We start from the raw sequence: 22,167 nt of genomic DNA on the forward strand, positions 1-22,167 counted from the left end.
TATTTAAAAAGATAATATCACGGCCCCTTCATTTTTTTCAACAGATGTTCACAATTTCCGAAACCGCCAAATAAAAAAGCTGCCCGCCATCGAGCAGCTTTCTTTCAAGAAAATGGATCAAAATACCAAGAAATAAATGATTACCGCCAAGACAATCCGGTATACGGCAAACGGCACCAACTTGACTTTGTTAATCAGTTTCAAAAAGTAGCGAATCGACAACAACGCAAAAAGAAATGCACTGATGAAACCGGCGATAAAGAAAGGAAGAGCATCCGCCGTAAAATACTCCCAGTTTTTAATCAGAGACAGACTGCTCGCCCCGGCCATGATGGGAACGGCCATAATAAAGGTAAAATCGGAAGCAGTCCGGTGGCTCAAACCGATCAAAACCCCGCCGGAGATGGTGGAACCGGAACGGGAAAAACCGGGCCACAAGGCAATACATTGAAACAACCCGACGAGAAATGCGTCTTTGTAACTGATTTGATCCAACGTTTCCACTCTCGGTCTGGTCGGACGGAACCAGTCTGCGACAATCATCAGGATCGCCCCGGCCACCAAACCGACGAGTACCGTGGACATGCCAAAGAGATGTTCATCGATCAAGTCCTCAAATAAAAAGCCCAACACGGCAGCCGGCAGCAACCCGACAAAGATTTGCCCCAAGGTCAGGCGGTCTTTCTTTTCGCCTTCTTCGGAGCCTTTTCTTTTCAAGCCCAACAGATCCAGAATCCGGTCTTTAAAGACGATCACCACCGCCAAAATCGAACCCAACTGGATGCACACTTTGAATGTATTGGCAACCGGCTCGGAAAAAATCTCTTTCGTTTTAAAAAGAATGTCATCAACCAAGATCATGTGCCCTGTTGAAGATACAGGAGCAAATTCGGTCAATCCTTCGACCATCCCCAAGATGATCCCGACAAAAATTTCCCACAAGTTCAATGCGCTCACCTTTTCCTTCAGACTTAGTGATGTATTTCCTGTGAAGACTTCGGAAAAAGAAAATCTATCTCCTATAATGGCACAATTCCTTTTTTCTTGACAATGAAAAGTCCAACAGATTTTTTAAATGTTCATAACTATTTTTTATAAAATCGGAGAGAGCAACCGGGAAATCGATTCTTTAAATCGAATCCAGTTGGAACGCCGGTTATACACCTCTTTCGTCAACTCCCGCGAGTTTTTGAGATCTTGCTCAAAAATGGTTTGCAGACGTCCGGCCACCTGAACATCAAATAAAAAGGCATTGACCTCAAAGTTTAATTTAAAACTGCGCACATCAAAATTCGCTGTCCCCACCGATGCAATTTTGCCGTCGACCACGATGGTTTTGGCATGGATAAATCCTTTTTCATAGATGAAACACTTCACGCCCACTTTCAACAGTTCCCCGATATAAGAATACGTCGCCCAGTAAACAAACATGTGATCCGGTTGGTTCGGGATCATCAGGCGGATTTCCACTCCGGACAGCGCAGCAATCTTTAAGGCATGCATCAAGCTGTCGTCGGGAACGAAATAAGGTGTTTGAATATCTATGCGTTCCTTGGCGGAATAAATCATTTTTATCATCCCGTTTTTGATTTGTTCCCACTCGGAATCCGGACCGCTGGACACAATCTGAAGCGCCGAAGTCCCTTGGGATGATTTTTCCGGAAAGTAACGTTTTTCATAACGGAGCTCCTTTTCCGAAGCATTGTTCCAATCCAGGAAAAACCGGGATTGCAAAGCATCCACGGAACTTCCCTTGATCCGGAGATGAGTGTCCCGCCAATAACCAAACTTCGGGCTTAATCCCAAATACTCGTCGCCGATGTTGAAACCGCCGACATAGCCGATTTTCCCGTCAATGACAACGACTTTGCGGTGATTCCGGTAATTCACCCGGAAGTTTAAATACGGAATCCATTTGGAAGGAAAAAAGGCAGCTACTTCTCCCCCGGCTTCGATGAGCGGTTTAAAAAAGCGGGGCGGCAGCCAGGCCGATCCCATATCATCATACAGGACGCGCACCTTGACCCCCTCTTTGGCTTTTCGGGTCAAAGCTTGCACAATTTGATTGCCGATCCCGTCGTTTTTAATGATGAAATAAAGCAGATGAATATGATCTTTGGCCTGATCAATATCCTTTAAAAGAGCATGGAATTTTTCCTTCCCGTCTGTGAATATTTTCACTTCGTTGTCCTGGGTGAGCAGCCCGTATCCGCTGACCAGATTCATGTAAATAATGGGCTGGTATTGTTCAATCTCCGGATCCCGGAATTGAAACCGCCGCTCCTCCAACTCCTTGGCTTGTACGGATAATTTACGGACAAACTCTTCGGTGTGCTCGGCATTGAGCTGGAAGATTTTCCGTTTGCTCAGATTTTGTCCAAAAATAATATACAGCATAAAGCCGACAACAGGCAGAAACAGCAGGATCAAAATCCAGGCCCAGGTTGTGGCCACGTTCCGCCTCTCTAAAAATATAATGACGATCGCCAACAGAATATTCACCATGGTTAACAATGAAAGCGAATGTACACCCATGTCCACGAAATTCATCCCACTTCCTCCGCTTTTCCCATATTTTTCATAAACTCTCCAAACAAGCCATATAAAACATATGAAAAGGAGAGAAATAGCCATGTCATTCGGTCCCCGTTTTTCCCGACGCATTCGTTTGTTTGCGAGAAGACGCTTTAAAACACACAAAAGAAGACCGAGGTTTGCCCGCTCGTCTTTCAGAACTTCCAATACGTTTTTGAAGCCATCTTCAATGATTTTTCTTGTCTTTCTCGGATTCACTGTATTGACCGGTTACCTTGGTTATACCTTTGTGAACCACCAATTGAAACCCGTATTGGTCGCTCTCGCTGAAGAAGAAGCCAAAAAAACGGCACAAAAAGCATTTTTAAAAGGCATTGAAGAAATGCAGCAAAAGGTGAACCCGGTGGCCACCTTGCAAGTCGACAAACAAAACCGGATCACCGGGGTCCAGTTCAACAGCCAGATGGAAGCCAAAGCCTATCAGGTGGTGACGCAACGGATTCTGAAAGAATTGAGTAAAGAAGAGAACCGGCTGAAACACATTTCTTTTGGGAAAATCTTGCAGAGCAGCATATTTGCCGATATGGGCCCCAATATCCCGGTTCATATCTGGGTCGAAGGAACCCCGCATGTCACCTTTACATCCAGTATCGAAGGAAAAGGAATCAATACCACCTTGATTACCGTAAACCTGCAGGCTGTCATCGAAATGCAGTCGTTATTGCCTTTAACCAATGAACATTATACCCTAAAATTCAACCAGCCCATTGCCCGGCAAGTGATCGTGGGGGAAGTGCCGGATTTTTATCCTTTTGGCCTGAATCCAATCCCCCAAAATGATTAGACTGTTATAATGAAAGAAACGGCTTTTTTCCGCCTGCACCCATCATGACAGGAGGACTGTTTATGCATTCGCATCACCATCATCATACCCCTTCCACCCGTAACCGCCAAAGCCTGACCATGGCACTTGCAATCACTGCAAGTATAATGGTTTTGGAGTTTGCAGGCGGATTATGGACAAAAAGTCTGGCTTTGATATCGGACTCCGGGCACATGCTAAGCGATTGCACCTCACTCGCCCTGAGCCTGGCGGCCTTATGGTTTGCCGCCCGGCCGCCATCAGCCCGCAAAACATACGGCTATTACCGGTTTGAAATCTTGGCGGCGCTTTTTAACGGCGTCACCTTGTTCATCATCGCCGGGTTCATCGTGTGGGAAGCCATCCAACGTTTTTTTGCCCCGCCCGAGATCCAAGGGAACATGATGATGGCCATTGCAACCATCGGACTGATCGCCAATGTGATGAGCGCCTGGATTCTCTTTAAAAAAGGGGATGTGAAAGAAAACCTGAATGTCAAAAGCGCCTACCTGCATGTATTGGGTGACGCCTTGGGTTCACTGGGCGCCATCATCGCCGGCCTCATGATCAGTCTGTTTTCTTTTTACCTGGCCGATCCGCTTCTCAGCATCATCGTTGCCGTCATCATCCTAAAAAATGCATGGGGAGTGATCACCCATTCGGTCCATATCTTGATGGAAGGCACACCTGTCACGGTGGATCGCGAAAAAGTGGAACAAGCATTAAAACAGATTCCCGGTGTCATCAATGTCCATGATCTTCACATCTGGACCATCACGTCGGGCATCGATTCCTTATCTTGCCACTTGCTGGTGGAAAAGGATACAGACCCGCAACAAATCTTAAAAACCGCCATCGAGGTGATCGAACAACAATTTGCCATCCAACACACCACCATTCAAATCGAAACCACTGATTTTCAGCATCAAGCCGGACACCTTCTTCACTGACCAACTTGACAGAAAGGAGCATTCATGATGCAAAACGAAGAACACAAAGAAAACGCAAAACAAGAGAAAAAAATATTATTTACCATCGTTTCCTCCGCCTTTTTGATTGCACTTCTCATCTTGATTTTTGCCATTTCCATCACTTCATAACAAAAGCCCCGGCCGATGTGGCGGGGCTTTTATTCTATCCATTTTCCCGATTGAAAAGCTGTCCCCAAAACCCGGATTGCACCCGGCTTATGGGGTATAAAATTGGAGTTGAGTATTGAGAATTATATCGAGGAAAAAAATATCAAAAGCTGTAGTAGGGATGCAAAACTAAGCCGAAAAATCCAGTCAGTATCAGAGTTTATGAAAAGCAACGAAATATTAGAAAAAGACGATTTAAAGCCTGTACATTTAATAGTTTCCTCTCAAGATTCCTTAGCTTCTACAAATACTCTTAATTCATATGTACACAATCCCAATGTACAGCCTATTCCGAAGGATCTAAAAGTAGCATGGGATAATATTGAAAAGTTTATCAAAGCCCTTTGGGATTAGACAGGTGTGAATGACCTGTCTGTTTTTTTACTCCCCATTCAAGCATGAATCCGCCTTTTTAAGAATAACATTCAGCAAATCCATCCGTTTTGGGGAGCGACGTAAATGAATGAAAAAATCGATATCCGGCAATTCAAGCGTGCCAGTAAAACGGCCGAGTTTGCCGCTTTGTTCCGCACGTTGGAATACTCTTTTCCCAAAGAACGGCGTTTGGTGGAAGATCCGTTTGCATTTCATTTTTTAAGCCGGCCATTGAAATTAATTGCAGCATTGGCCCGCATTCCGGTTGCCGGCTGGTGGATTCCCGGACTGATTGATCGCGTTGAACCCGGAGCCAGGGCTTCCGGCGTGGCCCGAACCCGCCTCATTGACGACCATTTGATCTATGCTTTGTCCCGGGGAATATCACAAGTGGTGATCCTCGGTTCCGGATACGATTCCCGCCCTTACCGCATCCCGGAATGCCGGAAAACCCGGGTGTTTGAAGTGGATCAAGCAGGAATCTTGCGTTTGAAAAGGACAAAACTGGATCGCCTTCTTCACCGGTTCCCCGGGAATGTCTCTTTTGTTAAAACCGATCTGAACATTGAAAAGATCAACGAAACATTGCGGCAACACGGGTTCAACAAAAACAAGCCCGCTTTTTTTATCTGGGAAGGTGTCACCCAATATCTGACCCGCCGCGCAGTGGACCAAACCATGGATTTTATCAGCGGGACGGCCCCCGGCAGCTTTCTGCTTTTCACCTATGTCCATAAAAAAGCGATTGAACAGTGGTTGAACGGGCCAAAAGCTAACTGGATCCGCCGTTGGGTCAAGCAAATGGGGGAACCGTGGATCTTTGGTTTTGATCCCAAAGAGCTCCCGGATTACTTGTACCGTTATGGGCTGGAATTGGTGGAAGATGTGGATTCCAAAACGTTCCGGCAGCGTTATATGAATCCACGAAGTCCCCATATCGAAGAATACCGGTTTTACCGGGCGGCTCTGGCCCGCGTTAAAAGCGAAGAACAACCCCGGATCCGATTCTTTCGATCTTTTTTTCGCCAAATGGAATAAAAAAAGAAACCAATGCCTACAATGAACCTTAAAGAGGCACTGGTTTCCCGTTTAATCCTGATGGTACGCAGGAATATCCAAAAGTTCATTCACGGTGACAAACTGGTAGCCTTCTTGTTTTAACTGTTGAATCAGCCGGGGGAGGGCTTGAACCGTTGCCGAACGATTGCCTCCTCCGCTGTGCTGTAAGACAATGCTGCCGGGTGATGCATGTTGGACCACATTTTGAAAAATCCGGTCCGGTGTCTGTCCCGGTTCCCAGTCCAATGTGTCGATATCCCATTGAATGACGGAAATCCCCATTTGATGGATCAATTTTTCTTTTCCTTTGACAGCCCCGTATGGCGGTCGCAGCATCGCCATTTTTTTGCCTGTCAGTTTTTCCACGATTTGATAGGTTTTGGTGATTTCCTGCCGTACTTTCGCATCATTCTCCTTCACCAAATTCGGATGGCTCCAGGTATGACTGGCAATCACATGTCCTTCATCCACAATCCTTTTGACCACGTCTGGATGGCGCGGCACTTGATTGCCGATCACGAAAAATGTGGCAGGCACCTGCTGTTGCTTTAAAATGTCCAGAACCTGACTGGTATATGTAGCATCCGGTCCGTCATCAAAAGTGAGTGCAATTTTTTTCTCTTTGGTCGCGCTCTGGTAATAAGTTGCAGCTGGTTTCGCGTGATAATAAAAAGAAGGGACAGAAGCCCTCTCCGCAAGTTTATCCGGCATGGCAAGCGTTTTTTCGTTCAATGCATCCGGCTGCTCTTCCGGATTTGCTGCAAACAAAGGCGTGCCTGCACAACCGCTGAGCAAAAAACAACACGACAACAGTAAGATTAACTTTCTCATCGATGAACTTCCTACTCTATTCTTCTATATAGTAAGCGATCCTATATTAAATCTATGCCATCTATGAATCTAAATTCAAGCGATGATCCGTGGAAATTTTTGATGATCATGTGAACCTTTTGCATTACAATGACACCACATCTGCGATCGTTGATCCTTATGTCATTTTAAAGAAAAATATTCTTCCATGACCAGTCCTTTTTCATTCAGCTCTTTGGCCAATTCTTTGCCCACATACCGAATATGCCACGGCTCATAAGCATAACCGGTCACGTCTTCTTTTCCTTTGGGATACCGGATAATAAAGCCATGCTCCGCCGCATGATCGGCAAGCCAACGTCCGGCTTTGGTTTCTCCGAATGATTCAATCAACTGATAATTAACGATGGAACTGGAAACGTCCATCGCCAGTCCGGTCTGATGTTCGCTGTGTCCCGGCCGGGCATTATACTTCGACGTATCGGCCATCCCCTTGCGTTGCAAAGCAGACTGATACGTCGCTTGTTGCCGCTTATATGAACGGTAACCGGATACGGCAACCAGATCAACCCCGTCTTTTTCAGCCGCCTTGAACAATTCCGCCAAGGCTTCTGCCGCTTCCTTTCGCATCAATTTCTTTTCAGCGGTGCCGGCAAAAGAAAAGGTCACATCCGGTTCAACCAAATCCGGGGGAACATAATCCGCCGGAATTTCTCTCTTTTTATTCACCACCACCGTGATCGAATCCGGCGTATCAATATCCCATTTTTCCTGCGGCGGTACCGGTTTGGGTTTCTCCTGTGTCACCTTTTCCTGTTTGGGTTCTATATTTTTGGCATCAGCCGGCACATCCGTCTGAGTACAGCCGGCCAATAGCACTGTGCCTGCAATCAGTGGAATCGAAATGGATTTGAAAAACATTTTTTTCATATCTGTCCTGCCTCCAGTGTGCATATCCGTCCAAGCGAACGTGTCAACGGATAAACCATTGAACTTCCTCATATCATTATATCGCTAATCCAACGGTATGTGCGGGGGAACTCTTCGTTGTTCGAAAAAATATCAGCCTTTTTTGCCGTTTTTAACCATTTTGTAACATGAAAGCAGAAGAAAGAATTACTCTTCCCCCTTCTCCCGGTTCAAGGCGCAATCGGTATCCCGCCTCATTTTTCTATGTATTATGAATGGAAATAACCTTTTGCAAACAACACGATGGTATCCAGGACATTGAGTCCGATCAAGATCCAATCTTTCTCAACATCAGCGATACAACGGCCCACAAAAGAGAAGCAATGCCGAAAGGTGACCAAAGAAACACAAAAAGGATAACCACCGTAATCCTCGAACTGAGATCGGGCAGCAAAAGGATTATGTTATATGTCACCACAAATTTGACAAGGAGCGTCACGGCTGCCATCACATTATAACCATTGATTTTTTCAGTACTTTTTTCCAGCCTTCTTCTTCCCCCGGGAGAGTGTCTTCTTCCAGAACTTCATCTCCTGCCTTCTGTTGATTGATCAGATACTGCAGATAGAAAGCCCCCAGAAAAAAGGCCAACAGATAGGTGACGATTTGATTGGCGAGGTCGGTGCCTTTCCCCTCATGCTCCAAAAACATGCCCCGTAAATAAACGGGAATGATCCGGTTTAGAACAAACAAAACCGGGAAAATCACCAAAGCAACAAATTCAAGATAGAAATCTAAAAATTCGTAGGAAAACTCAAGTCCTGCCAATCCCGCAAACAACCATACAAAACTCATGGCAAAATCAAGCAATGCGGCGATCCAGATATACCAAAACGGGAAACGCTTTTGGGTGTTTAATTGCTGAATCGCTTTTTTTCTGCCCAAATACCAGTAATAACCATAAAACCGCCATGTCACCACTTGCAAAAGAATCATTGCCACTACCGGAATTTTTTTAAATCCGGCTGCCCGGTATGTTTTTTTCAGTCCGGCATGACCAATGGCTTCCAAATTAAAATCTCCTTTTCGGAAATTATAATTCTATTCATTTATCTTATCATAAAACTGTTTCACAAGAATTATCGCAACCCCCGGAATAAAACATTAAAAAAGGCTGTTGACTTTTAATAAGCCAACAGCCTTTCAGTCTGCCTTCATACGGGATTATGATTGAAATTTCCCGAGGACGTCAGCGATATTGACTCCCAAAGCATCCGCCAAACGAGTGCCGTATTCTTCATCCGCACGGTAGAAGTTGTAGATGGCCCGTTGTTTCGTCTCTTCATGCACTTCTTTCAAATCATTTGTCAGGTTTTTGATCAAATTGTCCTGCTCTTCTTTTGTAAACGAACGGTAACGTTCGCCTGCCTGCTTAAAGTCGAGGGTTTTATAGATTTTATTCCGTCCGGCGTTTCCTTCCAGCGGGGTTTCGCTTTCCAAGTATGCCGGATCTTCTTTCGGACGGTCGTCATAGCGGTTGGGTTCATAGTTAACGGTCGGGACATCTTGCTTCATTTGCATGGGTCCGTCCGTTTGATAGTTATTCACCGGAGCAATCGGCCGGTTGATCGGGAGGTGCAGGTAGTTTGCCCCCAAACGGTGACGTTGCGTATCCGGATAAGAAAACAACCGTCCTTGCAACAATTTGTCTTCCGACGGCTCAATTCCCGGAACCAGCGCACTCGGGGAAAATGCCGCTTGCTCGACTTCGGCAAAGAAGTTTTGCGGGTTCCGGTTCAAAGTCATGCGGCCGACCAATTGCCACGGATACTCGTCTTCCGGCCAGATTTTGGTTGCATCCAGCGGATCAAAATCAAATTTATCCATATCTTCCGGCGGCATGATTTGGACGTAAAGATCCCATTCGGGATAATTTCCTTTTGCAATATTTTCAAACAGATCGCGTGTGGCATGGTTTGCGTCTTTTCCTTGGATTTCCATTGCTTCTTCCGCGGTCAAATTTTTGACACCCTGGAGGGGTTTCCAGTAATATTTAACATATACGACTTTACCTTCATGATTTACCCATTTAAACGCATGTACACTAAACCCTTCCATTTGCCGGTAGTTCGCGGGAATGCCGTAATCGGAAAACAGCCATGTCATCATATGTGTGGATTCCGGACTCAGTGTCATGAAATCCCAATACCGGTCCGGCGACTGGATATTGGTATCGGGAGCCGGTTTCAGCGAATGAACCATATCCGGAAATTTGATGGCATCGCGAATAAAGAATACCGGCAAATGGTTCCCCACCAAATCATAGTTTCCTTCCTCAGTATAAAACTTCGTTGCAAAACCGCGCGGATCCCGGGCCGTTTCCGGCGAACCTTTGGAATTGATCACGGTTGAGAAACGGACAAATACCGGTGTCTCTTTCCCCACTTCTTGCAAGAAAGCCGCTTTCGTATATTCTTTCATGCTGTTGATCACACGAAACACACCGTGTGCGCCGGCACCCCTCGGGTGAACCACCCTTTCCGGAATGCGTTCACGGTCAAAGTGCGCCAGTTTTTCGATCAAATGATAATCTTCCAACAGGGTGGGACCACGCCGGCCTGCGGTGCGGGAATTTTGGTTGTCGCCAACAGGAGCCCCCTGGTTCGTGGTTAAACGTTTTTTGGATTGATCCATCTGTCTATCGACCCCTTTTCAAGGTGATTATTATTATCATTCTTTATTAATAATAATTATAATCTAGAAAAAATGCAATGGGTTTTCCGGAAAAAGATTTGACATAAAAAAAAAGCGATCCCGTCCAGGACCGCTTTCATAAATCCGGGGAACATCTCTTCTTTCTCTCTGATAATATTATTCGCAAACGGACCTGCGTTTACGGTCTCCGAAACAAAAAAATCATGAATCTGTTTCATTTCTTTTAATAATCAGCTATAAAAATAGCAATGAACACGCTATACTTATGTGGGAATAATCATGGAAATAGATGAGGAGTTGAAACACGCAAATGGAGAACTGGATTATTGAATTCATGGAAAAATTCGGATATTTTGGCGTCTTTTTAATGATTGCTTTGGAAAACATCTTCCCTCCCATCCCTTCGGAAGTGGTTCTCACCTTTGGCGGATTTATGACCACCAAATCGGAACTATCCGTTTTCGGCGTGGTGGTTGCAGCTACATTAGGAGCCGTTGTCGGAGCCGTCATCCTGTATCTGATCGGGTTTTTGTTGAATGTGAACCAACTGGAAAAGATCATTGACCGTTGGGGACATATCCTGAAAATTAAGAAAGAAGATATCCATAAGGCAGATCGTTGGTTTGAACGTTATGGCGTATGGACTGTTTTCTTTTGCCGCATGGTTCCCATTGTGCGCAGCCTGATTTCTGTTCCGGCCGGCATGGCCCGCATGAACATGGTTATATTTTTGGTTTTCACCACCATCGGAACCCTGATCTGGAACACCATTTTGGTCATGCTGGGAGCTGCTTTCGGTGAAGCTTGGACCACGGTGTTGGATTATATGAGCGTTTACTCCAACGTTTTCTACGTCATTTTTGCCGTTTTGTTCATTTTGGTGATCGCTTGGTATGTCAAAAAACGCAAAGCTTATTAAACAAACAAAAGGTAGGGAAAGGGAACTTCCCTACCTTTTGTTTGTTGCCAAATATCTTTTGGTCGTCTCCATGCTTTGGTGTCCGGCCAAACGGCAAACGGTTTTTAAATCGGCTCCGGCTTCGATTAACCGGCGGCAAAAGGTGTGCCTTAAGGTATGGGGCGAATACTCTTTTAACCCGACCTCCTTCAAATATTTTTTCACCAGGTAATGAACCCCCTGCCTGGACATTTTTTCCCCGTTTTGGGTGCAAACCACCGTCCCTTTGTTTCCCCCTTCTCTCCGCCAGTCATTCAGCGCCCGGTAAAGACGTTGCGTGACCGGAATCCTTCGTTCTCCCTGTTCGTTTTTCACTAAAATTTCGTGATCTTCCCACAATATTTGCTCCCAATCCATCGTAATCAGCTCAGAAACCGTGCAACCCGCGTCCAGCATCAACAACAACAGGCACCGGTTCCTTGATCGTTTCCAATCATTTTTCTCCAGCTCCACCCGGTTCAGCAACCGCTTCTCTTCCTCTTTACTCAACCAGGAGTGGGGAGGCAAAACGGTTGGGGAAGAAGGTGTTTTCCAATCAATCTCCAGCAATGGATTGGTTCCCGCCAGATTTTTTTCGATCAAAAAGTCCCAAAAAGATTTTAATGAAGCCATATATTTATGAACCGTGGCGATCGAAAGCTTTCTCTGCGTTAACAATTCCTGTTGAAAAGCAATGATATGAGAGCTCAATACCTGGGTAGGCAAGGCCAATGAAGGATATTTTTGCTGAAACCATGCCGCGAACATCAACACCGTCATCACATATTCATCAATCGTCCGCTGCCTTCTTCCTGTGTCAACCAACCACTTCACAAACTCATCCACAAAATCCGAAAAACTGCTGAAATCCACAAATCACACCTCCCTTGGTGTCTCCCATTATAACATCCGGATCAGTTGGCAAATTGTTGGAAGTTGAAACATATAAATAATCAAAAACGGACAAGGTTGGTTTCGCTGATGTACAAGCTTATCATGCGCATGCTGTGCTACCCCGCCGGTTTGATCATCAAATCACTGGGAATCACGCTGATGATCGTCTCCCGGGCGGGAACCGATGCCTGGAACGGATTATATGTGGGAATGAGTAATCAGTTTGGATTCACCGTCGGGACATGGGTGATTCTCATCGGAATGCTGATCATTTTGCTCAATGCCGGTTTAAAAAAGAGCAGGCCGGATCTTTTTTCATTGCTGACGGTGCTCATTCTCGGAACCTGCATCGATTTTTGGCTGAACATCCTTTCCTTTTATCCGGTCAATCGCTTGGAGCAAATGCTCACGTTTTGGGCCGGACTGCTTTGCACCTGTTTTGGCATTTCGGTCTATGTACAAGGAAAATTTGCGCTGACACCATGTGATGATCTGATGTATGTCCTGTGCCGGCGGTTCAGGCTGAGCCTGGCTGTATCCAAAACCCTCATGGACGGCTTCGCGCTTGTTTTCGCATTGATGCTTCACGGGCCGATTTCGGTCGGAACTGTCATCTTCACCTTTTTAAGCGGCCCTTTGGTGCAGTTTTTTGCCCCCAAAATCGATGGGTTGTTGGAACGGGTAAAATAATCCATCCTCTTCGGCAAAAAAACGGCCATCCCTACGAAGCCAGGGATGGATCATTGCCCGGAGGCGCCAACGCCTTGATCTCCAGGTTTTTCCCAATTCGGAATATCAGGCGGGTCCCATCCGGATATTGGCTCAATTGTTCTTGGATCCAGTTTTCCACCACCCGGTTGTTGTCACTGGGAACATAATCCACATACGAACCGGCTCCGCCCTCCTTGCAGACATGAAGCGGCCACTCCACCCGGTCATAACCATCTTTTACGGGATGGTTTTTAAAAGCGGCTTCCCTCCGTGCTTCGGCATTGGCCCGGTCGAGGGTGCAAACATGGATCTTGGTAGTCCGGAAAGCATTTCGGAAAAACCTGGCCCTTTCGGCAAACGTCTTGTCCAAATAAAAAACGGCCCCTTTGCTGAAATCAGCACTCTGGTTTTCCCCGCTTGCCGAACATCCCGTGACCAGCCAAATCAAACTGAACATCACAATCCAAAAGCGCATCGGTTTCCTCCTTTATGGCAAAACAATTTCCGGAATCAACACATGTTTTCAATTTTTAATATGGACGGATCCATCCCTTTTTATAAGCGCCATTTGCCAAGCGAAAGTTGGTATGCCCGCCATCAAAGCCTGACCAATATCTTTGCCATCCGGATCACTCTTTTGGTTCCCGACCTTCAGATCCTATATAATGAATAATAGGAATGTTTTTATAAATATCCAACCGAATTCATCCGGAGGTGTCGTTTCCATGACCCGAAAACATGGATTAAAAATTGTCGCCATCGGCGGCGGGTCCAGCTATACGCCGGAACTGGTCGAAGGATTCATCAAAAGATACGACCATCTGCCTGTCCGGGAATTGTGGCTGGTCGATATTCCCGAGGGAAAAGAAAAATTAAACATTGTCGGGAATCTGGCCAAACGCATGGTGAACAAAGCCGGACTGCCCATCCGCATTCATCTCACGTTAGACCGGCAGCAAGCGCTTCAAGGTGCGGATTTCGTCATCACCCAGTTCCGGGTCGGAGGCCTTCGCGCCCGGGCATTGGATGAAAAGATCCCTCTTCGATACGGTGTGATCGGACAGGAAACCAACGGGCCGGGCGGCCTTTTCAAAGGACTTCGCACCATCCCCGTCATCCTGGATATCTGCAAAGAGATGGAAACCCTTTGTCCCGATGCCTGGCTGATCAATTTCACCAATCCGGCCGGCATGGTCACGGAAGCCATCCTCCGATACAGCCCGCTTACCAAAGTGGCCGGCCTTTGCAACATTCCCGTCGGAATGAAAATGAGCGTGGCCCAAATGCTTCAGGTCGAGCCGGAGCGGATTCATATCGACTTTGCCGGATTAAACCACATGGTCTTCGGGCTCAACGTTTATCTCGACGGGCAAAACATCACCGGACAAATCATTGACCGGATCGCCCAAGGAGACACCTCCGGCATCCGTGCCAAAAACATTATTGACTTGGGCTGGGAAAAAGAGTTTATCAAAGCGTTGGGCATCCTTCCTTGTCCGTATCACCGGTACTACTTCCAAACGGAAAAAATGCTGGCCGAAGAACAAGAGCAAGCGCGAAAAACCGGAACCCGCGCCGAAGTGGTGCAAAAAGTGGAAGCTGAACTGTTTGAAAAATACAAAGACCCAAAGCTCGCCGCCAAACCGCCCGAACTGGAACAACGCGGCGGCGCTTACTACAGTGATGCCGCCTGCAACCTGATCGACTCCATTTATCATGACCGCAAAGACATCCAAACCGTCAATGTAAAAAATCAAGGCGCCATCGCCAGCATCCCCCACGATTCCGCCGTCGAAATCAACTGCGTCATCACCGCAAGCGGCCCCAAACCCATCGCCATCGGAGACCTGCCCATCCCCGTCAGAGGCCTCGTCCAACAGATTAAATCCTTCGAACGGGTTGCCGCCGAAGCCGCCGTAACCGGCAACTACCATACCGCCCTGCTTGCCATGACCATCAATCCGCTCGTCCCTTCCGACTCCGCCGCCAAAAAAATCCTGGATGAAATGCTGAAAGCCCACCAAAAATATCTGCCGCAATTTCAACAATAAAAAAGGCGGGGATTCATTCCCCGTCCCAACCATAAAATTAGAGAACCGGATTAAACACAACGCACCGAAATCAGCGTATTTCGGCGAACTCTCCGGACAATCGTTCTCCGGATGCGCCGCCCTCTGCAGACAAAAATAAAGGTTTGTCTGTGCCGGCCCCGGCCGCAGATGACCACCAAAACTTCACCGGGGCGCAAAAAAAAGCGGCGAATGCGCACCACTCTTCTTCCGCAGCGCACAATTCTTCTCTCTCCCCGGCGGAGAACGAAAATTCTCCTTGCCTGTGCCGCAGTGACCCCATGATCTTGGCCAAGGTGGATTCCAAACTCTGTCATCCTATCCCTCCTTTTTACAAAGCTAAATTATTCTATGAATTTCCCTGCAATTGGTCTAAACCAAGAACCAAATTTCATGAAATTAAACTTCTTCTTGATTCCCCCTGTCATTTGCTTTGCATGCAGATGCAAAATTGCTCTTGACACTCTGAAACAAAAGGATCATCATGACCGTGCGAAGAAAAAACAGGGAGAGGAGACAAAACATGGAGAATGTACCTGCCAGCGTGATAACCGAATCCATCCAATCCTTTCAATCCACCATCCGCAAATCGGAGAATGCCTTGGATCAGATGACGCAAAAAGGCGCAAACACCTCCCTCATCCGGAAAAGGCTCAAAGCCTTTCACATCGGCTTGGCCATGCTGGAATACGCCTGGTATCAAAGGCCTCATCCTTTCACATCGGAAGAGCTGACCGAAGCCCGCCAAATTCTCACCGGTTTGCTCCCTTCCATTGAAAAGATTTACGCAAAGTCAAAAGAAGGAAGTCCGCAAAAAACGCTTTTGGAAAGAAGAATCCAAGCGTTCAACCTGGCCGTTCAAGCAATTGACGATTCAGCGAAAAAGTAAAGGACAGGCCGGCCGCCGTGCGGTCTTCCTGCCCTTTCGTATTTAATGTTGCAATTGTTAAGATCATTATATATATACTGTCTAAGTGGCTCAGCCATAAATTTAGGGATGGGCCGATTTCTTTCTGCCCATCCCCGTTTCTCTATTCTTTAATGACTGTCTTATATTGATTCAGATCATGATGATCAATGTCTATGTTTTGGATATCTTCAAAATGAATATTATAGCGGTATAAGGTATATTGACTTTCTTCAGCTTCCTTTGGTGCTGATTTTAATTCATCATCTGCAACAAAAATTGTTACTCCAACTTGGTTAAAGTTTAACCTTTTTAATTCTTTTAGAAAGTTTTTGATTCCTTGTTCATATTGACCATTTTGCTCATAAACCCTTAAGGTCACATTTAGCTTATATTCTGGATCCCCTCCATTTTTCAAGACTTCAAACACAGATGGAATCTCTCCGGTATACTTATCTTTTTTGGTTCCGTTTGAAAAACCAATATTTTCGATTTCTCTTACATCAAAATTTTTTTCAACTAAAGACGTGATTTTGGGTTTTAATTCTTCCGTCCATAATGTTGCCACATAGGTATCCCTGATTTCATTCGGTTCCATAATGATTGCCACATAAGTGTTTTGACCATCTTTTATATTCCCTTCAACGGTATAAGTCTTGCCAGTAAAAAGATCTTTCCTGACCTCGGATACTTCATAATCTTTATTATATGTATCTTTGATATACTGGATCGCTTTTTCTTTGATCTCTTTCTCTTCTGCTCGATTCATATCTCCCATGCCTCCCGTTCCTGTGCATCCAGCCACAAGGAATACAAACAACAGAATGAAAACCATCCAGCTTCTTTGGATATTCACCTTTTCCACTTCCTTCCTATCATCAATCAATTCCTAAGGTCATTATATAAATTTCTCTGTCCCATTAACTTAGCCATAAATTTAGGGATGGGCAAATTTCTTTCTGCCCGTCCCCGTTTCTTTATTCTTTGATTACTGTTTTATATTGATCCAGATCATGATGATCAATGTCTATGTTTTGGATATCTTCAAATGATATATTATAGCGGTATAAGGTATATTGACTTTCTTCGGCTTCCTTCGGTGCTGATTTTAATTCATCATCTGCAACAAAAATTGTTACTCCAACGTGGTTAAAGTTCAGCTTTTTTAGTTCTTCTAAAAAGCTCTTGATTCCTTTTTCATATTGGCCATTTTGTTCATAGACTCTCAATTTTACGATTAGCTCATAATCCGGAGCCCCTTCATTTTTCAAGACTTCAAACACCGATGGAATCTCTCCGGTATACTTATCTTTTTTCGGGCCATTTGAATAAGCAATGTGCTCAATCTTTCTCTCATCAAAATGTTTTTGAACCAATGACGTGATCTTTGGTTTGAGTTCTTCGGTCCATAATGTTTCCACATAAGTATCCCTGATTTCATTCTGTTCCATAATGATTGCTACATAAGTGTTTTTATCATCTTTTATATTTCCTTCAACTGTATATATCTGTCCGCTTAAAAAATCTTTCGTCACATCAGAAACTTCATATTCCTTATTATACGTATCCTTGATATACCGAATCGCTTTTTCTTTGATCTCTTTTTCTTCAGCTTTATCCATATCTCCCACTCCTCCCGTGCCTGTGCATCCTGCCAGCAAGTATACAAACAACAGGATGAAAACAATCCAGCTTCTTTTGAAATTCATCTTTTTTACTCCCTTCCTATCATCAATCAATTGTTAAGATCATTATATAAATTCCGCTGTCCCATTGACTTAGCCATAAATTTAGGGATGGGCCAATATCTTTCTTGCCCATCCCTGTTTCTCTATTCTTTGATTACCGTTTTATATTGATCCAGATCAAGATTATCAATATCTAATTTTTGAATGTCATCGATAACAATATTGTAGCGATACAGAGTATAGCTGCTTTCCTTAACGTCTTCAGGGGCCGATTTCAATTCATCATCTGCAACAAATACTTCCATCATAACTTTATTAAAATTCATTGATTGGGCTTCTTTCAAAAAGTTTTTCAGACCTGATTCATACAGCCCATTATCGTTATAAATTCGTGCAGTAATCACTAAAGTAAAGTCCTTATCTCCACCATTTTTCAACACTTCAAATACAGATGGAACTTCTCCGCTATATTTATGGGGCCTCTTCCCATTGCTGTATGAAATACTTTCAATCCGCCTTACATCCATATATTTGTTTATCATTGCTGTTATTTTGGGACTCAATTCTTGCCTCCATAACGCTATTACATAAGTATCTTTGATTTCATTGTCCTTCTCCCAAATCACCGTCACTTCCGTATCCTTTCCATCTTTCACTTTTCCCCGTACACGGATGAGTCCGGCAGCTTGTCCCTTGCTCACTTCACTCACTTCAAAATCTTTATTATATTTTTCTTTAATATATTTAATTGCCTTTTCTTTGAGCTGTTTCTCTTCTTCTTGACTCATTTGCTTTCCCTCTTCCTGTATTGTTTCTATCGAATTTGTCTGACAACCAGTTAACAACAAAGCAAACATAAATATTACAAGAAACCATCTTTTTCTAAACACCTTTAATTTACACCTCACCTTTTTACAATGTTTCCATCTTCATCATATACATCGGGAATAGGTGTATCTACAGGTTTTTTTTCACCTCTGTCATATCCGGTAAAGTTGGAAATCCCGTGACTGGATAATCCAAGTCCGATTTGATTATCCAATCCGGTTAACTCGTCCACCCTTTTCACACTTCCATCAGATTCTATCTCATAAGTTTCACCCGGACGATATCCTAATGAACCAACAAGGTCATCATCATAACGATAATTTCTAATTAGATCATCATAAGCACCTGCTATTTCCTTAGCAGCTATTTCACGAACTTCGGGATTTAACAGGTTTGTAAAATAACTTCTTAATGTTCCCCCAATACCTCCTAGGATAGTGCTGGCATTAACATTAGGAAACAAATTTTTTCCAGGAGCATTAAATGTTACTGCTGGAATTCCATATTTAGTTGCTGAATCTAATGCCAAATATCCTCCAAGAGAATGTCCAGTCAATACCATTTTGTATCCTTTATATTCTTCACTATTAACTATATTTGAAATCATTTTTCTTGCTTCGATTGCTTGTGGATTTATATCATTCCCTAAAGCAATCGGACCATCACCAATTACAATATCTTCCCATCGGTCTGGCTCAGTTCCTCGAAAAGCAATCACCATTTCCTTAGAATATATATTTTTGAATACATACATTTGTAATCCATTTTTTAAATCAAGGTTTAAATTTGAATCTATCTCCCACTCTTCACCTAAAACTATATCCAAATCATCTTTTATAACAGTTTCATCAGCATAAACTAAATCAGATAACTCAGCCAACTGTTTATCTGAAATATTGATATCACTCAGCTTTCCATAAGGATATTGGCTGTTCCCCCCTGCCATTCCGGCATTCCCCAGACTGGCGGTCAGATTTTGTCCTTCCAATCCCTTTCTCGCAAAAAGATTTTTCAAACTCGTATAGGCCGATTGGATTCCTCTGGCGAGGGGTTGTCCGAATTTACTCAACAATCCGGTAAGGGCTGTGATTCCAAGCACAATTCCCCCAGTAATTTTGCCTGCTGTGGAGGTCATCCAATCCCAGGCTTTTTGGGCCGCTTTCTTGGTGGCGGATGCGGCGGTGTCCCAAGCCTTTTTCGCGCCGTTTTTCAGGTTGTTCCAAGTGTTGGAGACCCCGTTTTTTAATTTGTTCCAAGAACCGGAGACAAAGTCTCCCACTTGGCTGAAGAAGCCTTTCTCCTGCTTGGACGGGGTAACGTTCAGCTCCTCCGTCGGCTTGGGAGCCGGAGCCGGTTTTCCTTGGTTGAAATCCTCATGGATCTGCGGAACATCGAAACTCCCGCCACCGGTTGCATAGGCAGTTGGTGTGGCCAGTACACATGCAACAAAAATGAAGCATAAGAAGAGTTTCCCATGATGTATCGTTTTCATTTTGGCAACCTTTCACCTCTTTTGCATGATGCGTCCCCTTGCTGAAGGGGAATTCTGAAAATCCTATGAAATTATATAATATATGACATTATTTTCAATACTCCTTTCTTTTTCATAATCTATTCACAAATTGTTTAACCGATTTATCTCATCAATTTCAAATGGGGATATTGAAATTTTATCAAGTAAAAAAACAAAGGGCGTGACATGCGCCTTGTTTTCCCCTTGAAAATGCATCTTTCCAACCGCCCCATAAGACAAAAGTTATCTTGGAACAAGATTCCCCTTCACTTTTCCGAAAAATTCAAAAAGGGGTGTGCCCTTTTTCCCGAACCGTCCGCCGGAATCATTCCCGCTTGTTTCCGGAAAACGATAGTTGCGGATCAGTTTGTCGTATGCACCGGTTGATTCTTTGACGACTTTTGCCGCACGGGAACCCTCTGTGATTTTGACCGCATAATTGCCCATGGGAGCCATTCCCACGGCTCCTTTGGACCCGCCCAATGCCCCCAACAATGTTTTCTCACTTACGTTTGGCAACTTTGGAACATTAAACGTCACGGCCGGGATCTTGTATCTGGCGGCACAGTCCGCAGCGACATATCCTCCCAAGGCATGTCCCGTCAGGATCTTGTCATAATGGCGGTATTTTTCTTCACTGAAGATCTTTTCTTGCAAATATTTACGGGCCGCAATCACTTGCGCATTGACGGCATCCTGATCAAATCCCGCAGCACCTTTGCCCGTTTTTCCCGGGAAAGTCTCCGTGTCCCGGAAAGCAATCATCATCTCGTTGGTGCGGGGGTTGACAAACACATCGGCTTGCAAGCCGTTCGGAAGCTCTTCCCTTAAACCGGAAACAGCCTCCCAATCTTTTCCCGGCTTGTCCACGGTTTTCTGCCCGACAGTTCCCCCCTTGGATGCCATGGCGGCGATCGCCAACTCCCGGTCAGTCACTTTCCGGTCTTTCAATGTGCCGTTCGGATACAGCCGGTTCTGCATCCTCTGCTTCAGACTGCTGTATGCTCTTTGGACGGTGCTTTGGATCTGCCGGCCGAACTTGCCGAACAATCCGGCGAGGGCTGTGACCACCAGCATCATTCCTCCCGTTATTTTCCCGGCAGTGGATGTCACCCAGTCCCATGCTTGCCGGGCCACATTTTTGGTGGCCATGATGGCGGAATCCCATGCCTTTTGGACCCCGCTTTTTAATTGGTTGAAAAAGCCGGAAATCCCGTCCGCCGCACGATCCGGAAAACCTTTCCCTTCCCCGGTTTCCGCCGTCGGTGTCCCTTTGTCGGGAGCCGGTCCTTCTTTGATCTCACGGAAATCCTCATTGATTTCGGGAACCTCAAACCCTCCGCCGACGGCATGGGCTGAAACCGGAAAAATAACCATGGAAGCGAAAAGAAACAAGAACAAAAGGCTCCCGTCACGTAATCTTTTCATCTTGGCAACCATTCACCTCTTTACCTGTGAGTCCGTTTCATTAAAGACTTTGAAATCGATGGATTTTCTTCCTTTTTCTTTTGCCAATATTAATAATTATAATAAAAAATTCCATATTTGAGTTAAAAAATGAAGGAATAACTTGATAAATTATCCTTTGTCGACTTGCGATAAGGCAAAAAGATGGACAGAACAAATTTTCTGCCCATCTTTTTTAATGTTGGATCACAGTTTTATATTGATCCAAATCAAGGTTTTCGATATTCACTTTTTGGATGTTTGGGATGTGAATGTTATAGCGATATAACAAATATTTATTTTCATCTTTGGCAAGATCAGCGTTTAACCGGTCATCGTAAACATGGAATTCGAATCCGATCTCATGAAAATTCATATCCCTTAATTCTTTTAGAAATGACTTGATATTTTCGGGAGTCTGTCCGCCGTTTTCATATATTTCACCGGTCACCTCCAAGATATACTTTTCATTCCCTCCATTCTTCAACACGTCAAAGATGGAAGGAATATTTCCGGTATATCTCGTGTCTTTGGCAGTTCCGTCATTATAGGAAACATGGTCAACGCTTCTCACACTCATATGTTTGTTCAACATATCTTTGATTCTCGGGGTCAATTCTTTCGTCCATAATTCCGTGAGATAGGTGTCATCCATTTCCTCTTCTTTTTTCCAAAAAACCGTCGCTTCCGTATCTTTTCCGTCTTTCACAAATCCCCGTACACGGATGAGTCCGGCAGCATGTCCCTTGTTCACTTCACTCACTTCAAAT

Annotated in this window: 24 protein-coding genes; 9 read left to right on the top strand and 15 right to left on the bottom strand. The window is 44.7% G+C overall.

What is annotated here, in order from left to right; genetic code table 11:
* Positions 1 to 117: 117 nt before the first annotated feature.
* Positions 118 to 942 (bottom strand): undecaprenyl-diphosphate phosphatase, encoded by an 825-nt coding sequence (locus NYE37_RS11550; RefSeq protein WP_037994327.1) that lies wholly within the window; start codon positions 940 to 942, stop codon positions 118 to 120.
* Between the two features lie 150 nt (positions 943 to 1,092).
* On the bottom strand, positions 1,093 to 2,550 hold the full coding sequence (gene cls, locus NYE37_RS11555) for a cardiolipin synthase (protein ID WP_052186660.1): 1,458 nt from the start codon (positions 2,548 to 2,550) through the stop codon (positions 1,093 to 1,095).
* Between the two features lie 214 nt (positions 2,551 to 2,764).
* Between cls and yunB the strand changes: the two genes are divergently transcribed.
* From yunB to NYE37_RS11580, 5 genes are all read left to right on the top strand, one after another.
* On the top strand, positions 2,765 to 3,379 hold the full coding sequence (gene yunB, locus NYE37_RS11560) for a sporulation protein YunB (protein ID WP_170151196.1): 615 nt from the start codon (positions 2,765 to 2,767) through the stop codon (positions 3,377 to 3,379).
* A gap of 62 nt (positions 3,380 to 3,441) precedes the next feature.
* The gene (locus NYE37_RS11565) at positions 3,442 to 4,347 is read left to right on the top strand and encodes a cation diffusion facilitator family transporter (RefSeq protein ID WP_340712036.1); all 906 of its coding nucleotides are present in this window, start codon (positions 3,442 to 3,444) and stop codon (positions 4,345 to 4,347) included.
* Between the two features lie 27 nt (positions 4,348 to 4,374).
* Complete coding sequence (locus NYE37_RS11570) at positions 4,375 to 4,497, top strand: hypothetical protein (protein ID WP_255347158.1); 123 nt, start codon at positions 4,375 to 4,377, stop codon at positions 4,495 to 4,497.
* A 102-nt stretch (positions 4,498 to 4,599) separates the two neighbouring features.
* The gene (locus NYE37_RS11575; RefSeq protein ID WP_049719736.1) at positions 4,600 to 4,890 is read left to right on the top strand and encodes a hypothetical protein; all 291 of its coding nucleotides are present in this window, start codon (positions 4,600 to 4,602) and stop codon (positions 4,888 to 4,890) included.
* A gap of 105 nt (positions 4,891 to 4,995) precedes the next feature.
* A complete protein-coding gene (locus NYE37_RS11580) occupies positions 4,996 to 5,949 on the top strand; it encodes a class I SAM-dependent methyltransferase (protein ID WP_121873929.1) in 954 nt (317 codons plus the stop codon).
* Between the two features lie 51 nt (positions 5,950 to 6,000).
* On the opposite strand, the gene NYE37_RS11585 is transcribed toward NYE37_RS11580, so the two are convergent.
* From NYE37_RS11585 to NYE37_RS11600, 4 genes are all read right to left on the bottom strand, one after another.
* Positions 6,001 to 6,801 carry a polysaccharide deacetylase family protein gene (locus NYE37_RS11585; RefSeq protein WP_049719734.1) on the bottom strand — a complete coding sequence of 267 codons (801 nt, stop codon included), beginning with the start codon at positions 6,799 to 6,801 and terminating at the stop codon, positions 6,001 to 6,003.
* A gap of 162 nt (positions 6,802 to 6,963) precedes the next feature.
* Positions 6,964 to 7,710, bottom strand: coding sequence for a M15 family metallopeptidase (locus tag NYE37_RS11590; protein WP_049719733.1), 747 nt, complete (start codon positions 7,708 to 7,710; stop codon positions 6,964 to 6,966).
* A 486-nt stretch (positions 7,711 to 8,196) separates the two neighbouring features.
* Positions 8,197 to 8,760, bottom strand: coding sequence for a hypothetical protein (locus NYE37_RS11595; protein WP_340712037.1), 564 nt, complete (start codon positions 8,758 to 8,760; stop codon positions 8,197 to 8,199).
* A 153-nt stretch (positions 8,761 to 8,913) separates the two neighbouring features.
* A complete protein-coding gene (locus NYE37_RS11600; RefSeq protein WP_049719730.1) occupies positions 8,914 to 10,383 on the bottom strand; it encodes a catalase in 1,470 nt (489 codons plus the stop codon).
* 331 nt (positions 10,384 to 10,714) lie between these two features.
* Here NYE37_RS11600 and NYE37_RS11605 point away from each other — a divergent pair, with 331 nt between their 5' ends.
* Complete coding sequence (locus NYE37_RS11605; RefSeq protein ID WP_037994282.1) at positions 10,715 to 11,323, top strand: DedA family protein; 609 nt, start codon at positions 10,715 to 10,717, stop codon at positions 11,321 to 11,323.
* 30 nt (positions 11,324 to 11,353) lie between these two features.
* On the opposite strand, the gene NYE37_RS11610 is transcribed toward NYE37_RS11605, so the two are convergent.
* Positions 11,354 to 12,214 (bottom strand): tyrosine-type recombinase/integrase, encoded by an 861-nt coding sequence (locus tag NYE37_RS11610; protein ID WP_049719728.1) that lies wholly within the window; start codon positions 12,212 to 12,214, stop codon positions 11,354 to 11,356.
* A gap of 108 nt (positions 12,215 to 12,322) precedes the next feature.
* Here NYE37_RS11610 and NYE37_RS11615 point away from each other — a divergent pair, with 108 nt between their 5' ends.
* Positions 12,323 to 12,925, top strand: a complete 603-nt coding sequence (locus tag NYE37_RS11615) for a YczE/YyaS/YitT family protein (protein ID WP_037994277.1) — start codon at positions 12,323 to 12,325, stop codon at positions 12,923 to 12,925.
* Positions 12,926 to 12,956: 31 nt separating this feature from the next.
* On the opposite strand, the gene NYE37_RS11620 is transcribed toward NYE37_RS11615, so the two are convergent.
* Complete coding sequence (locus tag NYE37_RS11620; RefSeq protein WP_049719727.1) at positions 12,957 to 13,421, bottom strand: hypothetical protein; 465 nt, start codon at positions 13,419 to 13,421, stop codon at positions 12,957 to 12,959.
* Positions 13,422 to 13,671: 250 nt separating this feature from the next.
* Between NYE37_RS11620 and NYE37_RS11625 the strand changes: the two genes are divergently transcribed.
* Positions 13,672 to 14,997 carry a 6-phospho-beta-glucosidase gene (locus tag NYE37_RS11625; protein WP_181732542.1) on the top strand — a complete coding sequence of 442 codons (1,326 nt, stop codon included), beginning with the start codon at positions 13,672 to 13,674 and terminating at the stop codon, positions 14,995 to 14,997.
* 50 nt (positions 14,998 to 15,047) lie between these two features.
* On the opposite strand, the gene NYE37_RS11630 is transcribed toward NYE37_RS11625, so the two are convergent.
* On the bottom strand, positions 15,048 to 15,332 hold the full coding sequence (locus tag NYE37_RS11630; protein ID WP_131470847.1) for a hypothetical protein: 285 nt from the start codon (positions 15,330 to 15,332) through the stop codon (positions 15,048 to 15,050).
* A gap of 206 nt (positions 15,333 to 15,538) precedes the next feature.
* Here NYE37_RS11630 and NYE37_RS11635 point away from each other — a divergent pair, with 206 nt between their 5' ends.
* Entirely contained in the window at positions 15,539 to 15,904 is a 366-nt protein-coding gene (locus NYE37_RS11635) for a hypothetical protein (RefSeq protein WP_037994271.1), read from the top strand.
* A gap of 142 nt (positions 15,905 to 16,046) precedes the next feature.
* Here NYE37_RS11635 and NYE37_RS11640 read toward each other — a convergent pair whose 3' ends face one another.
* The 6 genes from NYE37_RS11640 to NYE37_RS11665 form a co-directional block, all read right to left on the bottom strand.
* Entirely contained in the window at positions 16,047 to 16,778 is a 732-nt protein-coding gene (locus tag NYE37_RS11640; protein WP_062842843.1) for a hypothetical protein, read from the bottom strand.
* Between the two features lie 121 nt (positions 16,779 to 16,899).
* Positions 16,900 to 17,631, bottom strand: a complete 732-nt coding sequence (locus NYE37_RS11645) for a hypothetical protein (RefSeq protein ID WP_049719725.1) — start codon at positions 17,629 to 17,631, stop codon at positions 16,900 to 16,902.
* Positions 17,632 to 17,753: 122 nt separating this feature from the next.
* Positions 17,754 to 18,398 (bottom strand): hypothetical protein, encoded by a 645-nt coding sequence (locus NYE37_RS11650; RefSeq protein WP_340712038.1) that lies wholly within the window; start codon positions 18,396 to 18,398, stop codon positions 17,754 to 17,756.
* A 116-nt stretch (positions 18,399 to 18,514) separates the two neighbouring features.
* Positions 18,515 to 19,930, bottom strand: a complete 1,416-nt coding sequence (locus NYE37_RS11655) for a hypothetical protein (protein WP_037994264.1) — start codon at positions 19,928 to 19,930, stop codon at positions 18,515 to 18,517.
* A 264-nt stretch (positions 19,931 to 20,194) separates the two neighbouring features.
* On the bottom strand, positions 20,195 to 21,379 hold the full coding sequence (locus tag NYE37_RS11660; RefSeq protein WP_131470848.1) for a hypothetical protein: 1,185 nt from the start codon (positions 21,377 to 21,379) through the stop codon (positions 20,195 to 20,197).
* Between the two features lie 214 nt (positions 21,380 to 21,593).
* Positions 21,594 to 22,167 (bottom strand): hypothetical protein (locus NYE37_RS11665; protein WP_340712039.1); only part of this gene is annotated, 574 nt, incomplete at its 5' end.

Source organism: Thermoactinomyces sp. FSL K6-2592, assembly GCF_038006465.1.
Lineage (GTDB): Bacteria > Bacillota > Bacilli > Thermoactinomycetales > Thermoactinomycetaceae > Thermoactinomyces > Thermoactinomyces vulgaris.